A 16215-nucleotide genomic window follows, 5' to 3' on the forward strand; every position below is an offset into this window, starting at 1 on the left:
GTAACTTTCCCGACAAACCGGGACAGTTCAGTTGCGTCACATCGGACGCCGTATGACACACAAGGCGGATTCGGACACGCCCCTGACAAGAAAGTCGGGGAACACCCAGAACGATTCGGGGTCGCCGGACGTATTGATACGTGACCTCACTGCTGTGACAGTTGAGAGCAGCTTAGGCCAAGGCCTATACGCCTGTCCGGCGAATGAGAACGTAGGCTGCCCTCATGCCAAAGAAGCGCTCGGGCGGTGGTCTGTCTCCCACGCAGCAGGCCGCCAAGTTCCTCGGTGTCAGTGTCCTCGCGGGAGCCGTGCTGGCCGGCATCGCGCTGCCCGCCGTGGGCGCGCTGGGGCTGGCGGCCAAGGGATCCGTCGAGAGCTTCGACGAGCTCCCGGTCAACATGAAGACCCCGCCGCTGAGTCAGCGCACCACCATCCTCGACGCCGACGGCGGCCAGATCGCCACGGTGTACTCGCGCGACCGCACGGTGGTCCCCCTCAAGGACATCTCGCCGTACATGCAGAAGGCGATCGTCGCGATCGAGGACTCGCGCTTCTACCACCACGGCGCCGTCGACCTGAAGGGCGTCCTGCGCGCCCTCGACAAGAACGCACGCAGCGGCGAGGTCGCGCAGGGCGCCTCGACGCTGACGCAGCAGTACGTGAAGAACGTCTTCGTCGAGGAGGCGGGCGACGACCCGACGAAGGTCGCGCAGGCCACCCAGCAGACCATCGGCCGCAAGATCCGCGAGCTCAAGTACGCGATCCAGGTCGAGGAGGAACTGGGCAAGAAGAAGATCCTCGAGAACTACCTGAACATCACGTTCTTCGGCCAGCAGGCCTATGGCGTCGAGGCCGCCGCCCGGCGCTACTTCTCCCGGTCCGCCAAGGACCTCACCCTCGAGCAGTCGGCCCTGCTCGCCGGCATCGTCCAGTCGCCCAGCCGGTACGACCCGGTCAACGACGAGGCCGAGGCGATGAAGCGCCGCAACACCGTGCTGCAGCGCATGGCGGCCGTCGGCGACATCTCCGGGGCGCAGGCCGCCGAGGCGACGAAGGCACCGCTCGGCCTCAAGGTCAGCAAGCCCAAGAACGGCTGCATCACGGCGGTCAGGGGCGCCGGCTTCTTCTGCGACTACGTGCGCGAGGTCTTCCTGACCGACCCGGTCTTCGGCAAGTCCAGGGAGCAGCGCGCGAAGATCTGGAACCAGGGCGGCCTCACCATCCGCACGACCATGGACCCGCAGGCCCAGAAGGCCGCGCAGCGCTCCATCAAGGACCACGTCTACAAGAGCGATGAGGTGGCCACCGCCGCCAGCATCGTCCAGCCCGGCACCGGCAAGGTCCTCGCCATGGGCCAGTCGCGTCCGTACGGCTTCAAGAAGAACGAGACGCAGATCAACCTCTCCGTCGACCAGTCGATGGGCGGCGGCATGGGCTACCAGCCCGGTTCGACGTTCAAGCCGATCGTGGCCGCCGCCGCCCTCGAGGACGGCATGCCGGCGAACAAGGTGTACTCGTCGCCGTACCAGATGGCGTACCCGAGCCCGGTCTCGGCCTGTGACGGCAAGCGGTGGGTGAACGACCCCAACAGCCCCGCCAAGCTCCAGAACGAGAACTCCTCCGAGGTCGGCCCGTACGACATGCGGGAGGCGACCGCCAAGTCGGTCAACACCTACTACGTGCAGATGATCAGCGACATCGGCATCTGCCCCGTGACGACCATGGCGAAGAAGATGGGCGTCGTGCGGGCCGACGGCGACAAGATGCCGCAGGTGCCCTCCATCGCCCTGGGCACCCAGGAGATGTCCCCGCTGACCATGGCGAACGCCTACGCGACCTTCGCCGCGCGGGGCATGCACTGCACGCCGGTCGCCATCGAGTCGGTCAACCGGCGGGTCGGTGACAAGACCACGTCGCTCGAGGTGCCGAAGTCGACCTGCTCGCGTGCGATGTCGGAGGAGACCGCCGACACCATCAACACCCTGCTGAAGGGCGTCGTCGAGGACGGCACGGGCTCCAAGGCCGGGCTCGGCAGCCGCCCGAGCGCGGGCAAGACCGGTACGACCGACGAGCGCTACGCGGCCTGGTTCGTGGGCTACACGCCGAACATGGCCGGCGCCGTGTGGGTCGGCGACCCGGCGCACAAGCGGAAGATGACCGGCATCACCATCGGCGGCCGCTCCTACGGCAAGGTCTTCGGTGGCGAGGTCCCCGGTCCGATCTGGCGCGACATGATGTCCGGCGCGCTGGAGGGCAAGCCCGTCGAGAACTTCAACACCGTCCATATCCCCGACAGCAAGCCGCGGGACCGGGGCCCCGGTGACGGTGACGACGGCGGCGGCCGCGATGACGGCGGCAACGGCGACGACGGCTTCATCGGCGGTCTGGTCGGCGGCAACAACAACGGTGGAGGCGGCGGCGAGCCCTTCCCGACGCCGTCCTTCTCCATCCCGGAGGGTCTCTTCCGGGGGCAGGGCAACGGCGGCGGCAACGGGAACGGCGGCCGGTTCGGCTGAGCAGACCGGACGGTGTGACGGAACACGGACGGCCCCCTTCCACCCGGGCGGATGGAAGGGGGCCGTTGTCGGCTGCCGACGGGGGTGGGCGGGGGCCGTTGTCGTCCGCCCACGCGGGTGGGAGGGGGCCGTTGTCGTCCGCCCACGCGGGTGGGAGGGGGCCGTTGTCGTCCGCCCACGTGGGTGGGAGGGGGCCGTTGTCGTCCGCCCACGCGGGTGGGAGGGGGCCGTCGTCGGCTTACCCGCGGGGGTGGAAGGGGGCCGTCGTCCCCCGGCCCTTACTCACCGAGGTCGGCGGGGGCCGTTGTCCCCTACCCCGGGGGCAGGCGGTCAGCCGGCCAGCTGCTTCTTCACCACCGCGGCGACGCGGCCGCCCTCGGCCTGCCCGGCCACCTTCGGGTTCACGATCTTCATGACCGCACCCATGGCCCGCGGCCCCTCCGCACCGGCCGCCTTCGCCTCCTCGACCGCCTGGGCGACGATCTGCTGGAGCTGCTCGTCCGACAGCTGCTGCGGCAGGTACGTGGCGAGGACCTCGCCCTCCGCCTTCTCCCGCTCGGCCTGCTCGGCCCGGCCGCCCTGTGCGAAGGCCTCGGCCGCCTCGCGGCGCTTCTTCGCCTCCCGGGTGATCACCTTCTGGACCTCGTCGTCGGAGAGCTCGCGCTTCTCCTTGCCCGCGACCTCCTCCTTGGTGATCGCGGCGAGCGTCAGCCGGAGCGTCGAGGAGCGCAGCTCGTCGCGCTCCTTGATCGCAACGTTGAGGTCTTCCTGCAGCTTCGACTTGAGCGTGGTCATGGGGTCGATTGTCGCAGGTCCGGGAGGAACGGCGCCCCCCGATTTAACGGGCCGCGGGCGAAGGACCGGTGCCGCCAGGGGATTTCGGGCACCGCCCGGGCACGGACGGCGGCCGGGGTCTGACACGATGGTCGTATGCGCGCGCGAAACGGAATCCCCCTGGGAATCGCGGCGGCTGGCGCCGCCGGTCTGGTGTACGCGGCGGGCTTCGAGGCCCGCTCCTTCCGCCTCCGCCGGGTCACCGTCCCGGTCCTGCCCCCGGGGATGCGTCCCCTGCGTGTGCTCCAGGTCTCCGACATCCACATGGTCGGCGGCCAGCGCAAGAAGCAGCGGTGGCTGCGGTCCCTGGCGGGCCTGCGTCCCGACTTCGTGATCAACACCGGCGACAACCTGTCCGACCCGGACGGCGTCCCGGAGGTCCTGGACGCCCTCGGCCCCCTGATGGAGTTCCCGGGCGCGTACGTCTTCGGCTCCAACGACTACTACGGCCCCAAGCTGCGCAACCCCGCCCTCTACCTGCTGGAGAGAATCCAGGGCCGGCACGGGCTCAACGGCAACGCCCCGGCCCAGGGCGTGGTGCACAACCCGTGGGAGGACCTGCGGGACGGTTTCGACGCGGCGGGCTGGCTGAACCTGACCAACGCGCGCGGGGAGCTCAAGCTCGAGGGCGGCTCGGTGGAGCTCACGGGCCTGGACGACCCGCACATCAAGAGGGACCGTTACGCGCAGGTGGCGGGCGGTCCGTCCGAGACGGCGGACTTCTCGATGGGCGTGGTGCACGCCCCGTACCTGCGCAGCCTGGACGCCTTCACGGCCGACGGCTACCCCCTGGTGCTGGCCGGGCACACCCACGGCGGCCAGCTGTGCATCCCCTTCTACGGCGCGCTGGTGACCAACTGCGACCTGGACACGGACCGGGTGAAGGGCCTCTCCAGGCACCGGGCGGAGGGCCGTACGTCGTACCTGCACGTGTCGGCGGGCTGCGGCACGAACCGCTACACACCGGTCCGGTTCGCGTGCCCCCCGGAGGCGACGCTGCTGACGCTGGTCGGACGCGAGGCTGTGGGCAGGTAGGGCCAGGCCCTCCAGGGGCGACCCCGGGAGGGTGAGACGGAGGGGCGACACGGGGGGCGACACGGGGGGCCTGTGGGGGTAACCCGCACAGCCCCGTCCACATCGCCCCTTATGTCCGCTTCTGCCAGCGTGGGGGCATGACCGCCCCGATACCCCGGGACATCCCGGACCTCCCAGCGATACCGTCCCCGCCGGCACTGAAGCCCTCCCCCGTGCCGGCCACGGCCGTCGTCACCCCGGCCCGACGCCCCGCGGCCGCGGCCTTCCGCCTGCTGATCGCCGTCGCGGCGGCCGCGGGCGTGGCGCTCGAACTGCTCCTCGGCGACCCGGCCCGGGTCCTGAGCCACTTCGTGATCCAGAGCAACCTGCTCCTGGCGCTGGTCATGACCCTGTCGGCCCGCCGCGCCTGGACGACCGGCCGCCCGTTGCCGGGTGCCGTGCTGGGCGCGACGCTGCTGTACGTCGTCATCGCCGCCCTGGTGCACCACCTGCTGCTGGCGAACGAGGCGAGCCCGTTCTCCCTCACGGGCGAGGCGGCCACGCCGACGGGCTGGCGGGCCCTCTCCCACGGCCTCCTCTACACGGTGATCCCGATCGCCGCGGCACTCGACTGGCTCCTGCTGACCTCCCCCGGCCGCCTGCACCTGCGCCAGACCAGCACCTGGCTCCTCTACCCGATGGCCTACCTGGCGTTCTGCCTCGTCCGGGGCGAGCTGCTCCTCCCCGGCACCCCCGACCGCTATCTCTACCCGTTCCTGGACGTCGGCCAGGACGGCTTCAAGCGGGTCCTCGGCAACGCCCTCCTCCTGGGCCTCTCCTTCTACGCCCTGGCGGTCCTCCTCGTGGGCCTGGACCACGCCCGCCCGAACCCCATCCGCCACCGCGGCAAAACCGGATTTCGTCTCTAGCCACCGGTGGGCTAAAGTAAACGTCGTCGCCGCGACAGCAGCGACATCGGGGTGTAGCGCAGCTTGGCAGCGCGCTTCGTTCGGGACGAAGAGGTCGTGGGTTCAAATCCCGCCACCCCGACAGTGAAACACCAGGTCAGGCCCGGTGCTGAGAGATCAGCACCGGGCCTGATTTGCTTTGGCGTCCCGTTTGGGGAGCCATTTGGGAGCCGACGTGAGGATCCGGCTCCCGGACGGCTCCCACGAGCGCTGTCACGAAGGACTCGTGCCCGACGGGGCCGAGCGTCCAGTCGGCGGGGGCTTCCACCCTGCTCCAGACAGCATCACCCTTCGGTTGTCAGTGGCGGTCCTTACCCTGAGACGTGCTCGGTCGCACGTCCCCAGGAGCACCCGTGGACCACCTTCACAAAGATCTCGGCAACCTCAAGAGAGGTTCCACAGTCATCGTCACCTTGCGCAACCAAGCCAACGTCCAGGTGATGACGCGCAGCGAATACACCAAGTACAAGTCTGGGAGGACGTATCGATACCTTGGCGGTCGTGTCACTCGCTCTCCTCACCGGATCACCATCCCCAGTAACGGACACTGGGTCGTAGCCATCGACCTGGGCGGCTATTCCGGTCGTATCGCCGCCTCTGTCCAGGTCCAGCCGCCTCCGCGGGGTTTCCTACCCCCGGCTCAGCAAGCACAGGGCAGCCCGGCCCGCTCCGTCGCAGTCCATGAGCCGGAGGAGCCTGCCGGGGACGTGCTCGGGGGCCAGACGTGGGACGTCTTCATCTCCCACGCGTCTGAGGACAAAAGCGCTGTTGCCCGACCCCTTCGGGACGCACTTACCAAGCTCGGCGTGACTGTCTGGCTCGACGAAGCCCAGATGCGGATCGGCCACAGCCTCCGCCGCAAGATCGATGAAGGGATCAGGGCAAGCCGATTCGGCATCGTCGTGCTCTCGGAACCGTTCTTCGCCAAAGGCTGGACCAACCACGAACTCGACGGACTCGTCACCCGCAACGTGGCTGGCGAGCAGTCGCTCCTGCCGATCTGGCACAACCTGAGTGCTGATCACGTCCGGCGCTACAGCCCCTCGCTCGCGGACAAAGTGGCTATGAGCACAAGCGATTACTCCATCGAGGAGATCGCACGGCAGATCGCTGACGTGGTTGGAGAAGAAGGCCCAGCTTGAGCCCGGGAGCACTGTCGGCGAGTCAGCTGCCAACACGCCCCCTCTAGAGTGGCATGGCCGCGTCACCGGAGAAGGGGGCCCACGAGCCCCGGAGAGCAGGGGGTGGCCGTCGTGTCAGATGCTAGGGACGCCAGTCAAGACGGAGCGTCAGTACGACAGGGGGGCCGATGGCCAGGTGGAGTGGGCGGGGAGGCAACGGCGCGGTTCGCGTGGCCTTGCGCGCGGTATTGGCCGGCGTGATGGGCAGCGTGATCGGTATTGCCGCATACTCGATCAGCCAGACCGGCGGGCAGCGGCTGTCGGTCATCGTGGGGTGTCTAATCGGCGTCGCCGTAGCCCTCGGTCTGGAGCTGTACCGCAGGTCAGCTCAGCTGACAGAAGTCCGCCTCGTCCTCCTCGGCAACGAAATGTCGTTCACCACTAAGGCGGACATGCGTCAGGCCGCCCAACGGATGTTCTTCCAAGCCGCCACCCGGGTGGCCACTCGCCCGCTGGAAGAAGGCAGCGGGAGCCTGCGCGAGGCCCTGACCTCACTCAAGACGCTGTTCGATCTCTATCGCGAGCCGCTGGAGGGCTTCACGACCCCTCCTCCCCCTGCCAAGGGGGACTCGGTGTACGAACTGGCGCTGGATATTCTCAACTTCGAGCTCGCTCCGTTCCTAGCCAAGTGGCACCCCCGCCTCAAGGACTTCGAAGACCGTCACCCCGATCAGGACGAGTCCGAGTGGCCACAGCACGCCGCGTTCCGCGTAGAACTCAGCCAACTGCAGGAACGGCTGAAGCCGTATGTAATTGGGCTGGGAGAGATCGCCGGTATCCGTGGTCCGGAGCGGCATCTACGCCCGTCAGGCCGCTCCGTGCAATCCCGTCTTGTGGCGCCACGACAGGACGGGTCGAGACCTGGGCCGCAGGAATGAGTCCCCGGCGCGGTCGTACAGCGGACGCCGTGTCGCATGATGGCAAGGGGACGATCTTCGTGGTGCAGACGCCTCGTGGGTCGGCCCCGGATGACCAAGCGATCCACGTGCCCCCATGACCGACCGCGCAGAGACGACAGCCTTGCGCAGGCTTCGGGGATATGACTGTGGGCTCTGGCGGGGGTCGCCGGAGGGCACAGCAGTGCTTACTACGACTCGGCGGGCACACGTGACACCTCGCGTGCCCGCAGGAGATCACTCCGTACGCGCACAGGTGACGTGGTGCTCATGGCCAAACGTGCGTCGAGTGCTGCCTCCCACTGCTCGGTCAGCCCCAGCATGAGGCGCTTACGCATGCCTGGGGTGACGTGGGCGTAGCGCGCCGAGACCGAGCCGTCGATGTGGCCCATGCGTTCGTCCATGAGCACCTTCTCGGTTCCCAGGTCCTCCATCATCGTCCGGTGGGTGTGGCGAAGGCCGTGGGGCGTGAGTCCCTTGGCTATCGGGAGCCAGCAGGCGTCGGCCCGTGCGCTGGCACCCCGTCCGCGATCCCCATGTGCGCGGGGTGGCCACCCTGCACTACACCTGGAACGGCTGGCACCGGCGTCTGGTGTCCGTATGAGCAAACTGCCCCTGGCGACACGAGACTGGCTGGCCGGCCCCGGTCTCACCCGGCTCTGGGAAGCGGTACGCAAGCGCCTGGAAAGCAACGGCGTGCAGGCCACCGGTACCCTCCGGCTGACCTCGGTGAACGCCCAGGAACGCAACGACCTGTCGCTTCTGCTGGGCAAACCCGTCACGGGTGCCGCCGTGACCGTGCGCCTCGATGCGCTCGACACGCGGCTGCGCGCCTCCGCCGCCGGACTCGGTCTCAGAGACGTGCTGGAGGAACTGGGCCCTCCGCTCACCGACCGCCGTGCCGTTCGCGCGGGTATCGCGGCACGGCGCGAGCGCGTCTGGTCGTCGCTCGCCTCAACGCTGGACGCCTCTCCGCTCGCCGGCCAGGAGTGGACCGGCCAGTGGTACGACCTGCTGCGCCGTACCGGCGTACCGAGAGGAGTGACACCCGAAACGGCGGTACGCACGCTTCAGCAGGCAGTGCAGGTCCTCACCGCACTGCTCGGCCCGGAACGGGGTGGCACCCGAGGCCGAGGAGAACTCGCCGCCCTGGCGACCGGGTCTGCACACGGCCTGGACGACGGCACCTGGCTCGCACGCCTCGTCCAACGCGGCATCGCCCTCGCCCACGGCACCGAGTTCCCCGGCGACGCGGCCGGCCGACGCGCACTGTGGCGTCTGGTTTCCGTCACACCGGACGAGGTCTCCAGCACCGTGCTGACGTACGGGCTGCGGCCTGTCGGCGGGGGCTGGCGGGAGCAGGCCCTGAGGCAGCGCGCCGACCATCACGCCGAGGCTCACCTCACGCCGCGCGATCTGCACGACCTGCAGCTACATCTGCCTGCCGGAACAGTGATCCACATCTGTGAGAATCCACGAGTGGTGGAAGCCGCAGCGGACGCGGCCTGCTTCCGGCCCTTGGTATGCACGTCAGGCAGCGCAGCCACGGTGGTTCTCACGCTCCTCGACGCCCTCGCCGCCACCGGCTGCCGTTTCGCGTTCCACGGCGACTTCGACTGGCCGGGCATCGCTCTGGCCAACCGCATCATCCGCCGTTACAAAGCCCAGCCATGGCGCATGGGCGCCGAGGACTACGAGCACCTGGCCGCTCGCAGTCAGACCGAGGGAATCCCTCAAATGCCTCTCGACGGCCAGCCCGTCAGCGCGGCCTGGGACCCGGGCCTCGCCCCTGCGATGACCGCTCTTGGGGTCGCGCTCCATGAAGAGGTCACCCTCGATCTCTTGGTGGCCGATCTGTCACGCCAGGCATAGAAGCGGCATATCCGTCCTAACTCCGACCAACCTGCTCCGCAAGTCCCTTCCAGCTCCCGACTCGGGTGCCGCTCTGGAACCGCAAGGAGGGTCAGAGGTGGCGCCGTGTCGTTCCTGGGAGTTCTATCGCAGCAGCGTGTCCGTAACCGCCCACGCTGTCAGTCCCTTTCGGCATGATTGACGTTCATACCTGGTACACCACCGTGCCCGGGTGAGTCCGACCGAGGGTGAGGGCACGGTGTCCAAGAATGGAGCCTGATGGCCGCGGCGGAACCGTCTACGTCCCTCCCTTTCGATTTCCTGCGTACCGTCGTCGCGCAGGCATCCGGCGACTCCCCTCCCACGCGCATGGCTGTCGAGGCGATACGCACGGCACCCGAGGGCCAGGACCGGAACAGCCTGCTCATGGCCCTGCTCACGGGGCCACTCGCACAATCGGCGCCCGAGTGGCTGTTGGCCATGGCGGTCGACAGCGATCTGAAGCGCGAACCGCGACCGTACATGACGACCGACCACATGCAGTTGACCCGTGTCGCACTGTCCCACGCGGCCTGCTCGGACGAGCGCCGAGCGCAGTACTTGCAGGAGTGCACTGATGCGCAACTCGCCGTGCTTGGCAGGAGAGCGGGAGGAGTAGTGCTCATCCGCGCCGTAGTTGCTGAGCTGCACCGCCGCTCGCCAACGGGTCTGACCATCGGCCCCGAGCTGCTGACGGCTCCGACGCCTGCCCAGGTCGTTCTCGGTGAAAGCGGCCTGCACGAGGACGTGTTCGTCGCAGCCCTCGACTGCCTCCCGTGTGGGCCGGCTGCGCATGACGGCGAGGAGGACGTCGAGGCATGGTTGGAGCGCCACCGTGCCGCATCCGACGCATGGACCAGCATGTGGGCCGGTATCCTCCGGGCGCAGACCGGGCATCACCGCCGCCTGCTGGCCTGGTCGGCGCAGCGCCCCGGCGCGGATCGCGCGGTACGAGAGCACCTGCTCGGCACTCTGCCGTGGCTCGTGGAACCAGCCTTGTTGGAGGAAGTAGCCACGCGCGACCTGAAATCCTTCAGGCGCGCGGTCCTCGTGACTCGGATGTCCCGGTCCTGCCGGGACGGGCTCACGCCCGTGCAGGCGCGAGAGCGCTACGCCGACGAACTGTCGGCTTCGTCGCAGGAGGAACGAGATTACGTAGAGCGATTCCTCGACGAGGAAATGCAGTCGGGGTACCTCCAGACCATGGCCTGCCGCTCCGCTGTGGATTGGGTGGAGCGTGCAGGTAAGGAAACCTGGCGCTTTCTCCTCAACCCCGGCGAGGCACAGCATTTCGGCCGCCCCCAGGAATGGCTGGCGTCCCAAGACCTCCTCGCCGCCCTTGGCACCCGGTTCGCGACCATCTCCCTCAGCGCCCTGGACCGCTGGGAACCAGACACTGATTCGCGCTACCCGACCGTACGCGACCTCGGCTGGCTGCAGGCACTGCTTGTACATCTCCCCGACATCCCTGACGAAGCACGGCAGAAAGCACGTCTCGTGGTGCAGGAGACCAGGCAGGCCCTGTCGACCTGGTCCCGCGCGCACGGCTATTCCACCAGCCATTCCGCATGGGAGCAGAGCCGACGGACCAAGGAACAGATCGACACCATCATGCCGCTCGTCACCGATCCCGCCCCCGCCCTGCCGGGCCGACGCACGGCTTCCCTCGGCGCCCCGCAAGACGTCGGATACAGAAAACTGGCCGACGCCACCGAGGACGTTCTCGTCGCCTACCTGGACCGGCACACGGGCAACGACACGCTCGTCGAGGAGGCCCTGCTTTCCTTCGCTGCCCGCTCCTTTCGAAAGTCCCTCACCTTTGACGACGTACTGGCTCGTCACTCCGCCCCGCAGCAAGCACTGCTTGACCTCACACTGCACCTGCGCAGGCGCCTTGGCGGCGGACCCGACCTGCGCCAAAGCTGGGTAGAGATCATGCTGGCCCGGCCAGAGTGCCCTACGGAGCTGCTCCGCCTGCTGCCTGCCTGGTCGACGCTGAAGGCCCGCGGCCAGCGCTACGACACCACTCACCCCGCAGTCGCCGCCTACGTAACCGAGGTGCTCGGAGACAGCGACGCGGCGTGGCAACGGTTCGCAGCCAGCCCCATGTCGCACGCCGGCCCAGGCGCCTGGCATCGACTCGGCGACCTGCTGGACACGGCAGTCGAAGGGGGCGCGTGGCCGACGCCTCCGCCGGGACGATGACGGCAGCTTTGCCTATCGGTCTCAGCCTCGTGCAGATGAATCCCGAGCACCTCGCCAAGTCGAAGACATGAATGGCGGGGTCCCGGTGGCTAGCTCCTCGGGGAGCCATCTGGGAGCCAACCCGCTCCCCAACCCCCTTCGACGCCACCCGAGACCACCGCACGCCAACGCTCTGACCAGGCCAAAGAGCAATCCGGCCGGTGTCAATCCTCACCGAACCTCATTCGGGACGAAGAGGTCGTGGGTTCAAATCCCGCCACCCCGACAGTGAAACACCAGGTGAGGCGCCTACCGGATTCGGTGGGCGCCTCAGCTGTTTCGTCTGTGTGTGTATCTGCGTGACCACCCTGCACAATCGTTCCAGTGATCAAGCGACGGCCGCATCACCCGGCGCCGGACCGACTGCGTACCTGGAGACGACATGAGCAGCGCCCTTCTCGTGATGGACGTGCAGCAGGGCATCGTGGACATCGCCGACGACGGCTCCGGATACGTGCCGCGTCTGCGCAGGGCGATCGACGGGGCCCGGGCGGCCGGTATCCCCGTGATCTACGTGGTCATCGCGTTACGTCCCGGCTTCCCGGAAGTCGGGACGCGCAACAAGGCCCTCGCCGCCATCGCCCGGGCGGGCCTCTTCGTCGAGGGTGCAGCGGGCACCGAGATCCACCCCGGCATCGCGCCCCGGGCGGGCGAAGTAGTGATCACCAAGAAGCGGGCGAGCGCGTTCTCGGGCAGTGATCTCGACGTGGTGCTGCGAGCCCGCGGTATCGACAGCCTCGTACTCACCGGCATCGCCACCAGCGCTGTCGTGCTGTCCACTCTGTGCCAGGCGAACGACCTGGACTTCGGCCTCACGGTCCTCTCGGACGGCTGTCTGGACACCGACCCGGAGGTGCACCGGGTCCTCGTCGAGCGGCTGTTCCCGCAGTGGGCGGACGTCCTCACCGTCGACGACTGGCTGGAGACGATCACGGCCCCTCGCTTCGGCGGCTGAGAGCGCGAGTTCGATCGGGCCATCACCCCTCGGCGGACGACACCCGGGTGTCATCGACGAGGCACCGCGGCAGCTTGGTCAGGTGTCGGGGCCCGTCGGTAGGGCGAGTTGGCGGCGTAGGTGGGGGGTGGTGAGGGCGATCGTTGTGCCTACGGAGAGGACGAAGCCGCCCAGGAGCAGGTAGTACGCCGTCGGGGACAGCACCGTCGTCAGGCGGAAGAGCTGGCCTCCTGCCACCACTCCCACCGCTCCGAACAGGCCGTTCACCGCGAGGAGGCGGCTGGTGCTGCCGGGGGGTGCCACCGTGGCGGCCAGGGCCAGGCCCGCGGGGGCCAGGGCGATCTCGCCGCAGGAGTAGAGGAAGTAGACGAGCAGCAGCCACTGCGGGCCTACGGGGCCGTGTTCGGCGAGTCGGGACGCCATCGCCATCAGGAGGAAGCTGACGCCGGCCGCGATCAGCGCGCCCGCGAACTTGACCGGTACGTCCACCCGTGGTGCCCGGAGCCAGAGGCGGGCGAAGAGCGGGGCGACCAGCAGGACGAAGAGCGGGTGCACGGACTGGAACCAGCTGGCCGGGACCTCGAAGCCCAGCACGTCCCGGTCGGTGTGGCGCTCAGCGAAGAGGCTGAGCACCGAACCGCTCTGCGCGAAGATCATCCAGAAGGCGGCCGAAGCCGCCATCAGCACCGTGAAGCCGGCGAGACGGCGCCTGTGGAGCGTGCCCGCCGCATGGGTCCGGCGCAGCGAGCGCAGGTACCAGAACGGGAGGGTGACTGTGGTGAGGCCGAGGACGGCGAGCACCGCGGGGAGGGGGAGCAGCCCGAAGGACACGGGGACGGCCACGAGTGCGGCCGCCGGCCCGGTGGCCCACGCCGCGCGCCGGAGCATCGCCGTGGCCTCGGGGCGCGGCACCGGGTGGGGCGGGCGCGCGCCCACGTCCCCGTAGCGGCGCAGGCCGAGGGCGAACTGGGTCAGTCCCGCCGTCATGCCGAGGGCGGCCGCCGCGAAGCCCAGGTGCCAGGCGACCCGTTCGGCCAGCAGGCCGGTCACGACGGGGGCGATGAGCGCGCTGGCCTGGATGCACATGTAGAAGAGCGAGAAGGCCGCCTCGCGGCGGCCCTTCCCGTCTCCGCTGACGCCCGCGACCATGGCCGCCATGGCCGGTTTGACCAGGCCCGTCCCCGCGACGACCAGCAGCAGACCGGCGTAGAGCGTGCCGGTCACCGGCAGGGCGAGGACCGCGTGGCCGCAGGTGATGAGCGCACCGCCGAGCAGTACGGCCCGGCGGGCGCCGAGCACCCGGTCGGCGAGCCAGCCGCCGGGCAGCCCGGCCATGAAGCTGAGGGACATGTACGCCGCGAAGATCGCGGTGGCCGACTGCGGGGCCATGCCCATGCCGCCGCGGGCCTCGGAGGCGGTCAGGTAGAGGACCAGGATCGCCGCCATGCCGTAGAAGCTGAACCGCTCCCACAGGTCGACGGCGAGCAGTGTGCCGAAGCCGGGCCTGCCCCCACCCGCTCGCGGTCGTGCGGCGGGTGGGGCGGCCGGTGCGGGGCCCTGCGGGGTGAGGGAGGTGTCCACCCCCGGTCACCCGGCCGGTTTGAGTGCCACTCCGGCCAGCATCGCGAGCGCCGGGTCGGGGGTCTCGGCCGGCTCGGGGCGCCACAGCGGGGCACGCACCACGCCGGGCTCCACCAGCTCGAAGTCCTCGAACAGCGCGGTGAGTTCCCGGTTGTCGCGCCAGATGACCCGGCTCACCGCGCCCCGGTACTGCTCGGCCGCCTCCGGCGCCGTCCGCGGCACTTCCTCCGCGCCGGCGTGCGAGATGACCAGCGCGCTGGCCGGCGCCAGCCGTTCGGTGTACTGCCGTACCAGGGCGAGCGGTTCGTCGTCGTCCGGGACGAAGTGCAGGACGGCGGCGAGGATCAGCGCGACCGGCTGGTCGAAGTCGATAAGCCGGCGGGTGTCCTGCGCGTCGAGGATCTCCCGGGACTTGTACAGGTCGCCCTGGAAGACGGCCGCCCGGGGCTCGTCGGCGAGCAGGGCCCGGCCGTGTGCGACGGCCACCGGGTCGATGTCGACGTAGACGACCTTGCTGTCCGGGTGGGCGGCGAGGGCGACGTCGTGCACGTTGCCCTCGGCGGGGATGCCGGAGCCGATGTCGAGGAACTGCCGTACACCGAGCGCGGACAGTTCGCGTACCGCGCGGCGCAGGAAGGCGCGGTTGGCCTTGAGGGTGGCCGGCAGGTCCGGGTTGCCGGCCGCGACCTTGCGGGCGAGTTCCCGGTCCACGGGGAAGTTGTGGGTGCCGCCGATCCAGAAGTCGTAGACCCGGGCGATGCTCGGGGTGTCGATGTCGACCTCCGGCGGGGCCCAGGAGGGGCGTTGGGTGTCCTGACGTTCCACGGGTGTGTCCTCCAAGGGGGGCGGGGCGGGATCGGCGGTCACGCCGTGAACACCGGGAGTTCTTCGAGGCCGCGCATCATGAGGCTGCTGCGCCAGCGCAGTTCGTCCGCTGCCACCGCGAGCCGCAGCCCGGGCAGACGCGTGAACAGGCGGCTGAGGACGATCTGTCCCTCCAGCCGGGCCAGCGGGGCGCCCAGGCAGTGGTGGATGCCGTGGCCGAAGGCGACCGAGGCGGTGTGGGCGCGGGTGATGTCCAGGCGGTCGGGGTCGGGGTAGCGGGCCGGGTCCCGGCCTGCCGCGCCGAGTGAGATGGTCACGAACTCGCCCTCGGGGATGGTGACCGAACCGACCTCGACGGGCTCGGTGGTGAACCGCCAGGTGGCGTTGGTGACCGGCCCGTCGTAGCGGAGGAACTCCTCGACGGCCGCGGGCCACAGCGACGCGTCCGCCGCGAGCTGCTCCCGCACCTCGGGGTGGGTGAGCAGGGCCAGGGTGCCGTTGCCGATGAGGTTGACCGTGGTCTCGTGACCGGCCACCAGCAGCAGGAACGCCATGGAGATCAGTTCGTCGGACGAGAGCTGGTCACCGGCGTCCTTTGCGTGCACGAGGTCGGTGAGCATGTCGTCGGCCGGGTGGGCCCGCTTCGCGTCGATGAGGGCCTTCAGGTAGGCGATCATCGACGCGCTGGCTTCGCTCACCTCGTCGGTGCCGGCGCCGGAGACGAGCAGGTTGGACCAGCGGCGGAAGTCGGCCCGGTCGTCCGGGGGGACGCCGAGCAGCCAGCAGATGACCGTGAACGGCACCGGGAAGGCCAGCGCCTCCATGAGGTCCAGCCGCTCGTGGCGGGTCATGGCGTCCAGCAGTTCGTCGGTGAGGCCGGTGATGCGCGGCCGCAGCGACTCGACCCGGCGGGCGGTGAAGGCCCGGCCGACGAGGCGGCGCAGCCGGGTGTGGTCCGGCGGGTCGCTGTCCAGCATGTGCACGCTGAGGACGTGCGGGAACTGGCTGCGCTCCCCCGATTCGGCGAGGAAGCGGCGCTGCTTCTCGGGGTCGGTGAAGTTGCGCGGGATGAGGTCCCGGCCGACGCGCATGTCCTTGCTCAGCCGGGGGTCGGCGAGCAGGGCGCGGGCGTGTTCGTAACCGGTGACCAGCCAGGTGCGCAAGCCGTTGGGTGTGGTCACGGGCACCGCGGGTGCGGTCTCGCGCAGGCCGGCGAGGGCGTCGTGCGGGTTCTGGTGGAAGGCGGGGGTGAACAGGTCGGTGGGCGGGCCGGCCGGCGGGGCCGTGTCCCGGGCGTCCGTGCGGGCCATG

Annotated in this window: 12 protein-coding genes, 1 tRNA gene and 1 pseudogene; 9 read left to right on the forward strand and 5 right to left on the reverse strand. The window is 69.5% G+C overall.

Annotated elements, in window-relative coordinates:
* The first annotated feature begins 224 nt into the window (after positions 1-224).
* On the forward strand, positions 225-2516 hold the full coding sequence (locus tag ACFV20_RS16880) for a transglycosylase domain-containing protein (protein ID WP_385657188.1): 2292 nt from the start codon (positions 225-227) through the stop codon (positions 2514-2516).
* 330 nt (positions 2517-2846) lie between these two features.
* Here the strand turns inward: ACFV20_RS16880 and ACFV20_RS16885 are convergent, their stop codons facing one another.
* Positions 2847-3311, reverse strand: a complete 465-nt coding sequence (locus ACFV20_RS16885; protein WP_385657191.1) for a GatB/YqeY domain-containing protein — start codon at positions 3309-3311, stop codon at positions 2847-2849.
* A gap of 135 nt (positions 3312-3446) precedes the next feature.
* Between ACFV20_RS16885 and ACFV20_RS16890 the strand changes: the two genes are divergently transcribed.
* From ACFV20_RS16890 to ACFV20_RS16910, 5 genes are all read left to right on the forward strand, one after another.
* Complete coding sequence (locus tag ACFV20_RS16890) at positions 3447-4385, forward strand: metallophosphoesterase (RefSeq protein ID WP_385657194.1); 939 nt, start codon at positions 3447-3449, stop codon at positions 4383-4385.
* 137 nt (positions 4386-4522) lie between these two features.
* Positions 4523-5293: a Pr6Pr family membrane protein gene (locus ACFV20_RS16895; RefSeq protein WP_385657196.1), complete on the forward strand. Its 771-nt coding sequence runs from the start codon at positions 4523-4525 to the stop codon at positions 5291-5293.
* 47 nt (positions 5294-5340) lie between these two features.
* Positions 5341-5414 (forward strand) — tRNA-Pro (locus ACFV20_RS16900).
* A gap of 271 nt (positions 5415-5685) precedes the next feature.
* A complete protein-coding gene (locus ACFV20_RS16905) occupies positions 5686-6474 on the forward strand; it encodes a DUF1883 domain-containing protein (protein WP_385657199.1) in 789 nt (262 codons plus the stop codon).
* 209 nt (positions 6475-6683) lie between these two features.
* Positions 6684-7391, forward strand: coding sequence for a hypothetical protein (locus tag ACFV20_RS16910; protein ID WP_385657202.1), 708 nt, complete (start codon positions 6684-6686; stop codon positions 7389-7391).
* Between the two features lie 209 nt (positions 7392-7600).
* On the opposite strand, the pseudogene ACFV20_RS16915 reads toward ACFV20_RS16910, so the two are convergent.
* Positions 7601-7939 (reverse strand): annotated as a pseudogene (locus tag ACFV20_RS16915) (LacI family transcriptional regulator); the annotation flags it as partial.
* A 70-nt stretch (positions 7940-8009) separates the two neighbouring features.
* On the opposite strand from ACFV20_RS16915, the gene ACFV20_RS16920 reads away from it, so the two are divergent.
* The 3 genes from ACFV20_RS16920 to ACFV20_RS16930 all read left to right on the forward strand — a co-directional run bounded on the left by ACFV20_RS16920 (position 8010) and on the right by ACFV20_RS16930 (position 12498).
* Positions 8010-9281 (forward strand): TIGR02679 family protein, encoded by a 1272-nt coding sequence (locus ACFV20_RS16920; RefSeq protein WP_385657203.1) that lies wholly within the window; start codon positions 8010-8012, stop codon positions 9279-9281.
* 258 nt (positions 9282-9539) lie between these two features.
* The gene (locus tag ACFV20_RS16925; protein ID WP_385657206.1) at positions 9540-11504 is read left to right on the forward strand and encodes a hypothetical protein; all 1965 of its coding nucleotides are present in this window, start codon (positions 9540-9542) and stop codon (positions 11502-11504) included.
* A 421-nt stretch (positions 11505-11925) separates the two neighbouring features.
* Positions 11926-12498 carry a cysteine hydrolase family protein gene (locus ACFV20_RS16930; protein ID WP_385657208.1) on the forward strand — a complete coding sequence of 191 codons (573 nt, stop codon included), beginning with the start codon at positions 11926-11928 and terminating at the stop codon, positions 12496-12498.
* A gap of 78 nt (positions 12499-12576) precedes the next feature.
* Here the strand turns inward: ACFV20_RS16930 and ACFV20_RS16935 are convergent, their stop codons facing one another.
* Genes ACFV20_RS16935 through ACFV20_RS16945 form a run of 3 tightly spaced genes read right to left on the reverse strand, consistent with a single transcriptional unit; the run spans position 12577 to position 16214 of the window.
* Complete coding sequence (locus tag ACFV20_RS16935) at positions 12577-14079, reverse strand: peptide MFS transporter (protein WP_385657211.1); 1503 nt, start codon at positions 14077-14079, stop codon at positions 12577-12579.
* Positions 14080-14085: 6 nt separating this feature from the next.
* Complete coding sequence (locus ACFV20_RS16940) at positions 14086-14904, reverse strand: SAM-dependent methyltransferase (protein ID WP_385657214.1); 819 nt, start codon at positions 14902-14904, stop codon at positions 14086-14088.
* 38 nt (positions 14905-14942) lie between these two features.
* Complete coding sequence (locus ACFV20_RS16945) at positions 14943-16214, reverse strand: cytochrome P450 (RefSeq protein ID WP_385657217.1); 1272 nt, start codon at positions 16212-16214, stop codon at positions 14943-14945.
* Position 16215: the final 1 nt, after the last annotated feature.

Origin of the sequence: Streptomyces sp. NPDC059696, from assembly GCF_042733745.1 — a bacterium.
Lineage (GTDB): Bacteria > Actinomycetota > Actinomycetes > Streptomycetales > Streptomycetaceae > Streptomyces.

Coding starts and splice junctions, on each gene's coding strand:
- ACFV20_RS16880 (WP_385657188.1), top strand. CDS start 225: ATGCCAAAGAAGCGCTCGGGCGGTGGTCTGTCTCCCACGCAGCAGGCC.
- ACFV20_RS16885 (WP_385657191.1), bottom strand. CDS start 3,311: ATGACCACGCTCAAGTCGAAGCTGCAGGAAGACCTCAACGTTGCGATC.
- ACFV20_RS16890 (WP_385657194.1), top strand. CDS start 3,447: ATGCGCGCGCGAAACGGAATCCCCCTGGGAATCGCGGCGGCTGGCGCC.
- ACFV20_RS16895 (WP_385657196.1), top strand. CDS start 4,523: ATGACCGCCCCGATACCCCGGGACATCCCGGACCTCCCAGCGATACCG.
- ACFV20_RS16920 (WP_385657203.1), top strand. CDS start 8,010: ATGAGCAAACTGCCCCTGGCGACACGAGACTGGCTGGCCGGCCCCGGT.
- ACFV20_RS16925 (WP_385657206.1), top strand. CDS start 9,540: ATGGCCGCGGCGGAACCGTCTACGTCCCTCCCTTTCGATTTCCTGCGT.
- ACFV20_RS16930 (WP_385657208.1), top strand. CDS start 11,926: ATGAGCAGCGCCCTTCTCGTGATGGACGTGCAGCAGGGCATCGTGGAC.
- ACFV20_RS16945 (WP_385657217.1), bottom strand. CDS start 16,214: ATGGCCCGCACGGACGCCCGGGACACGGCCCCGCCGGCCGGCCCGCCC.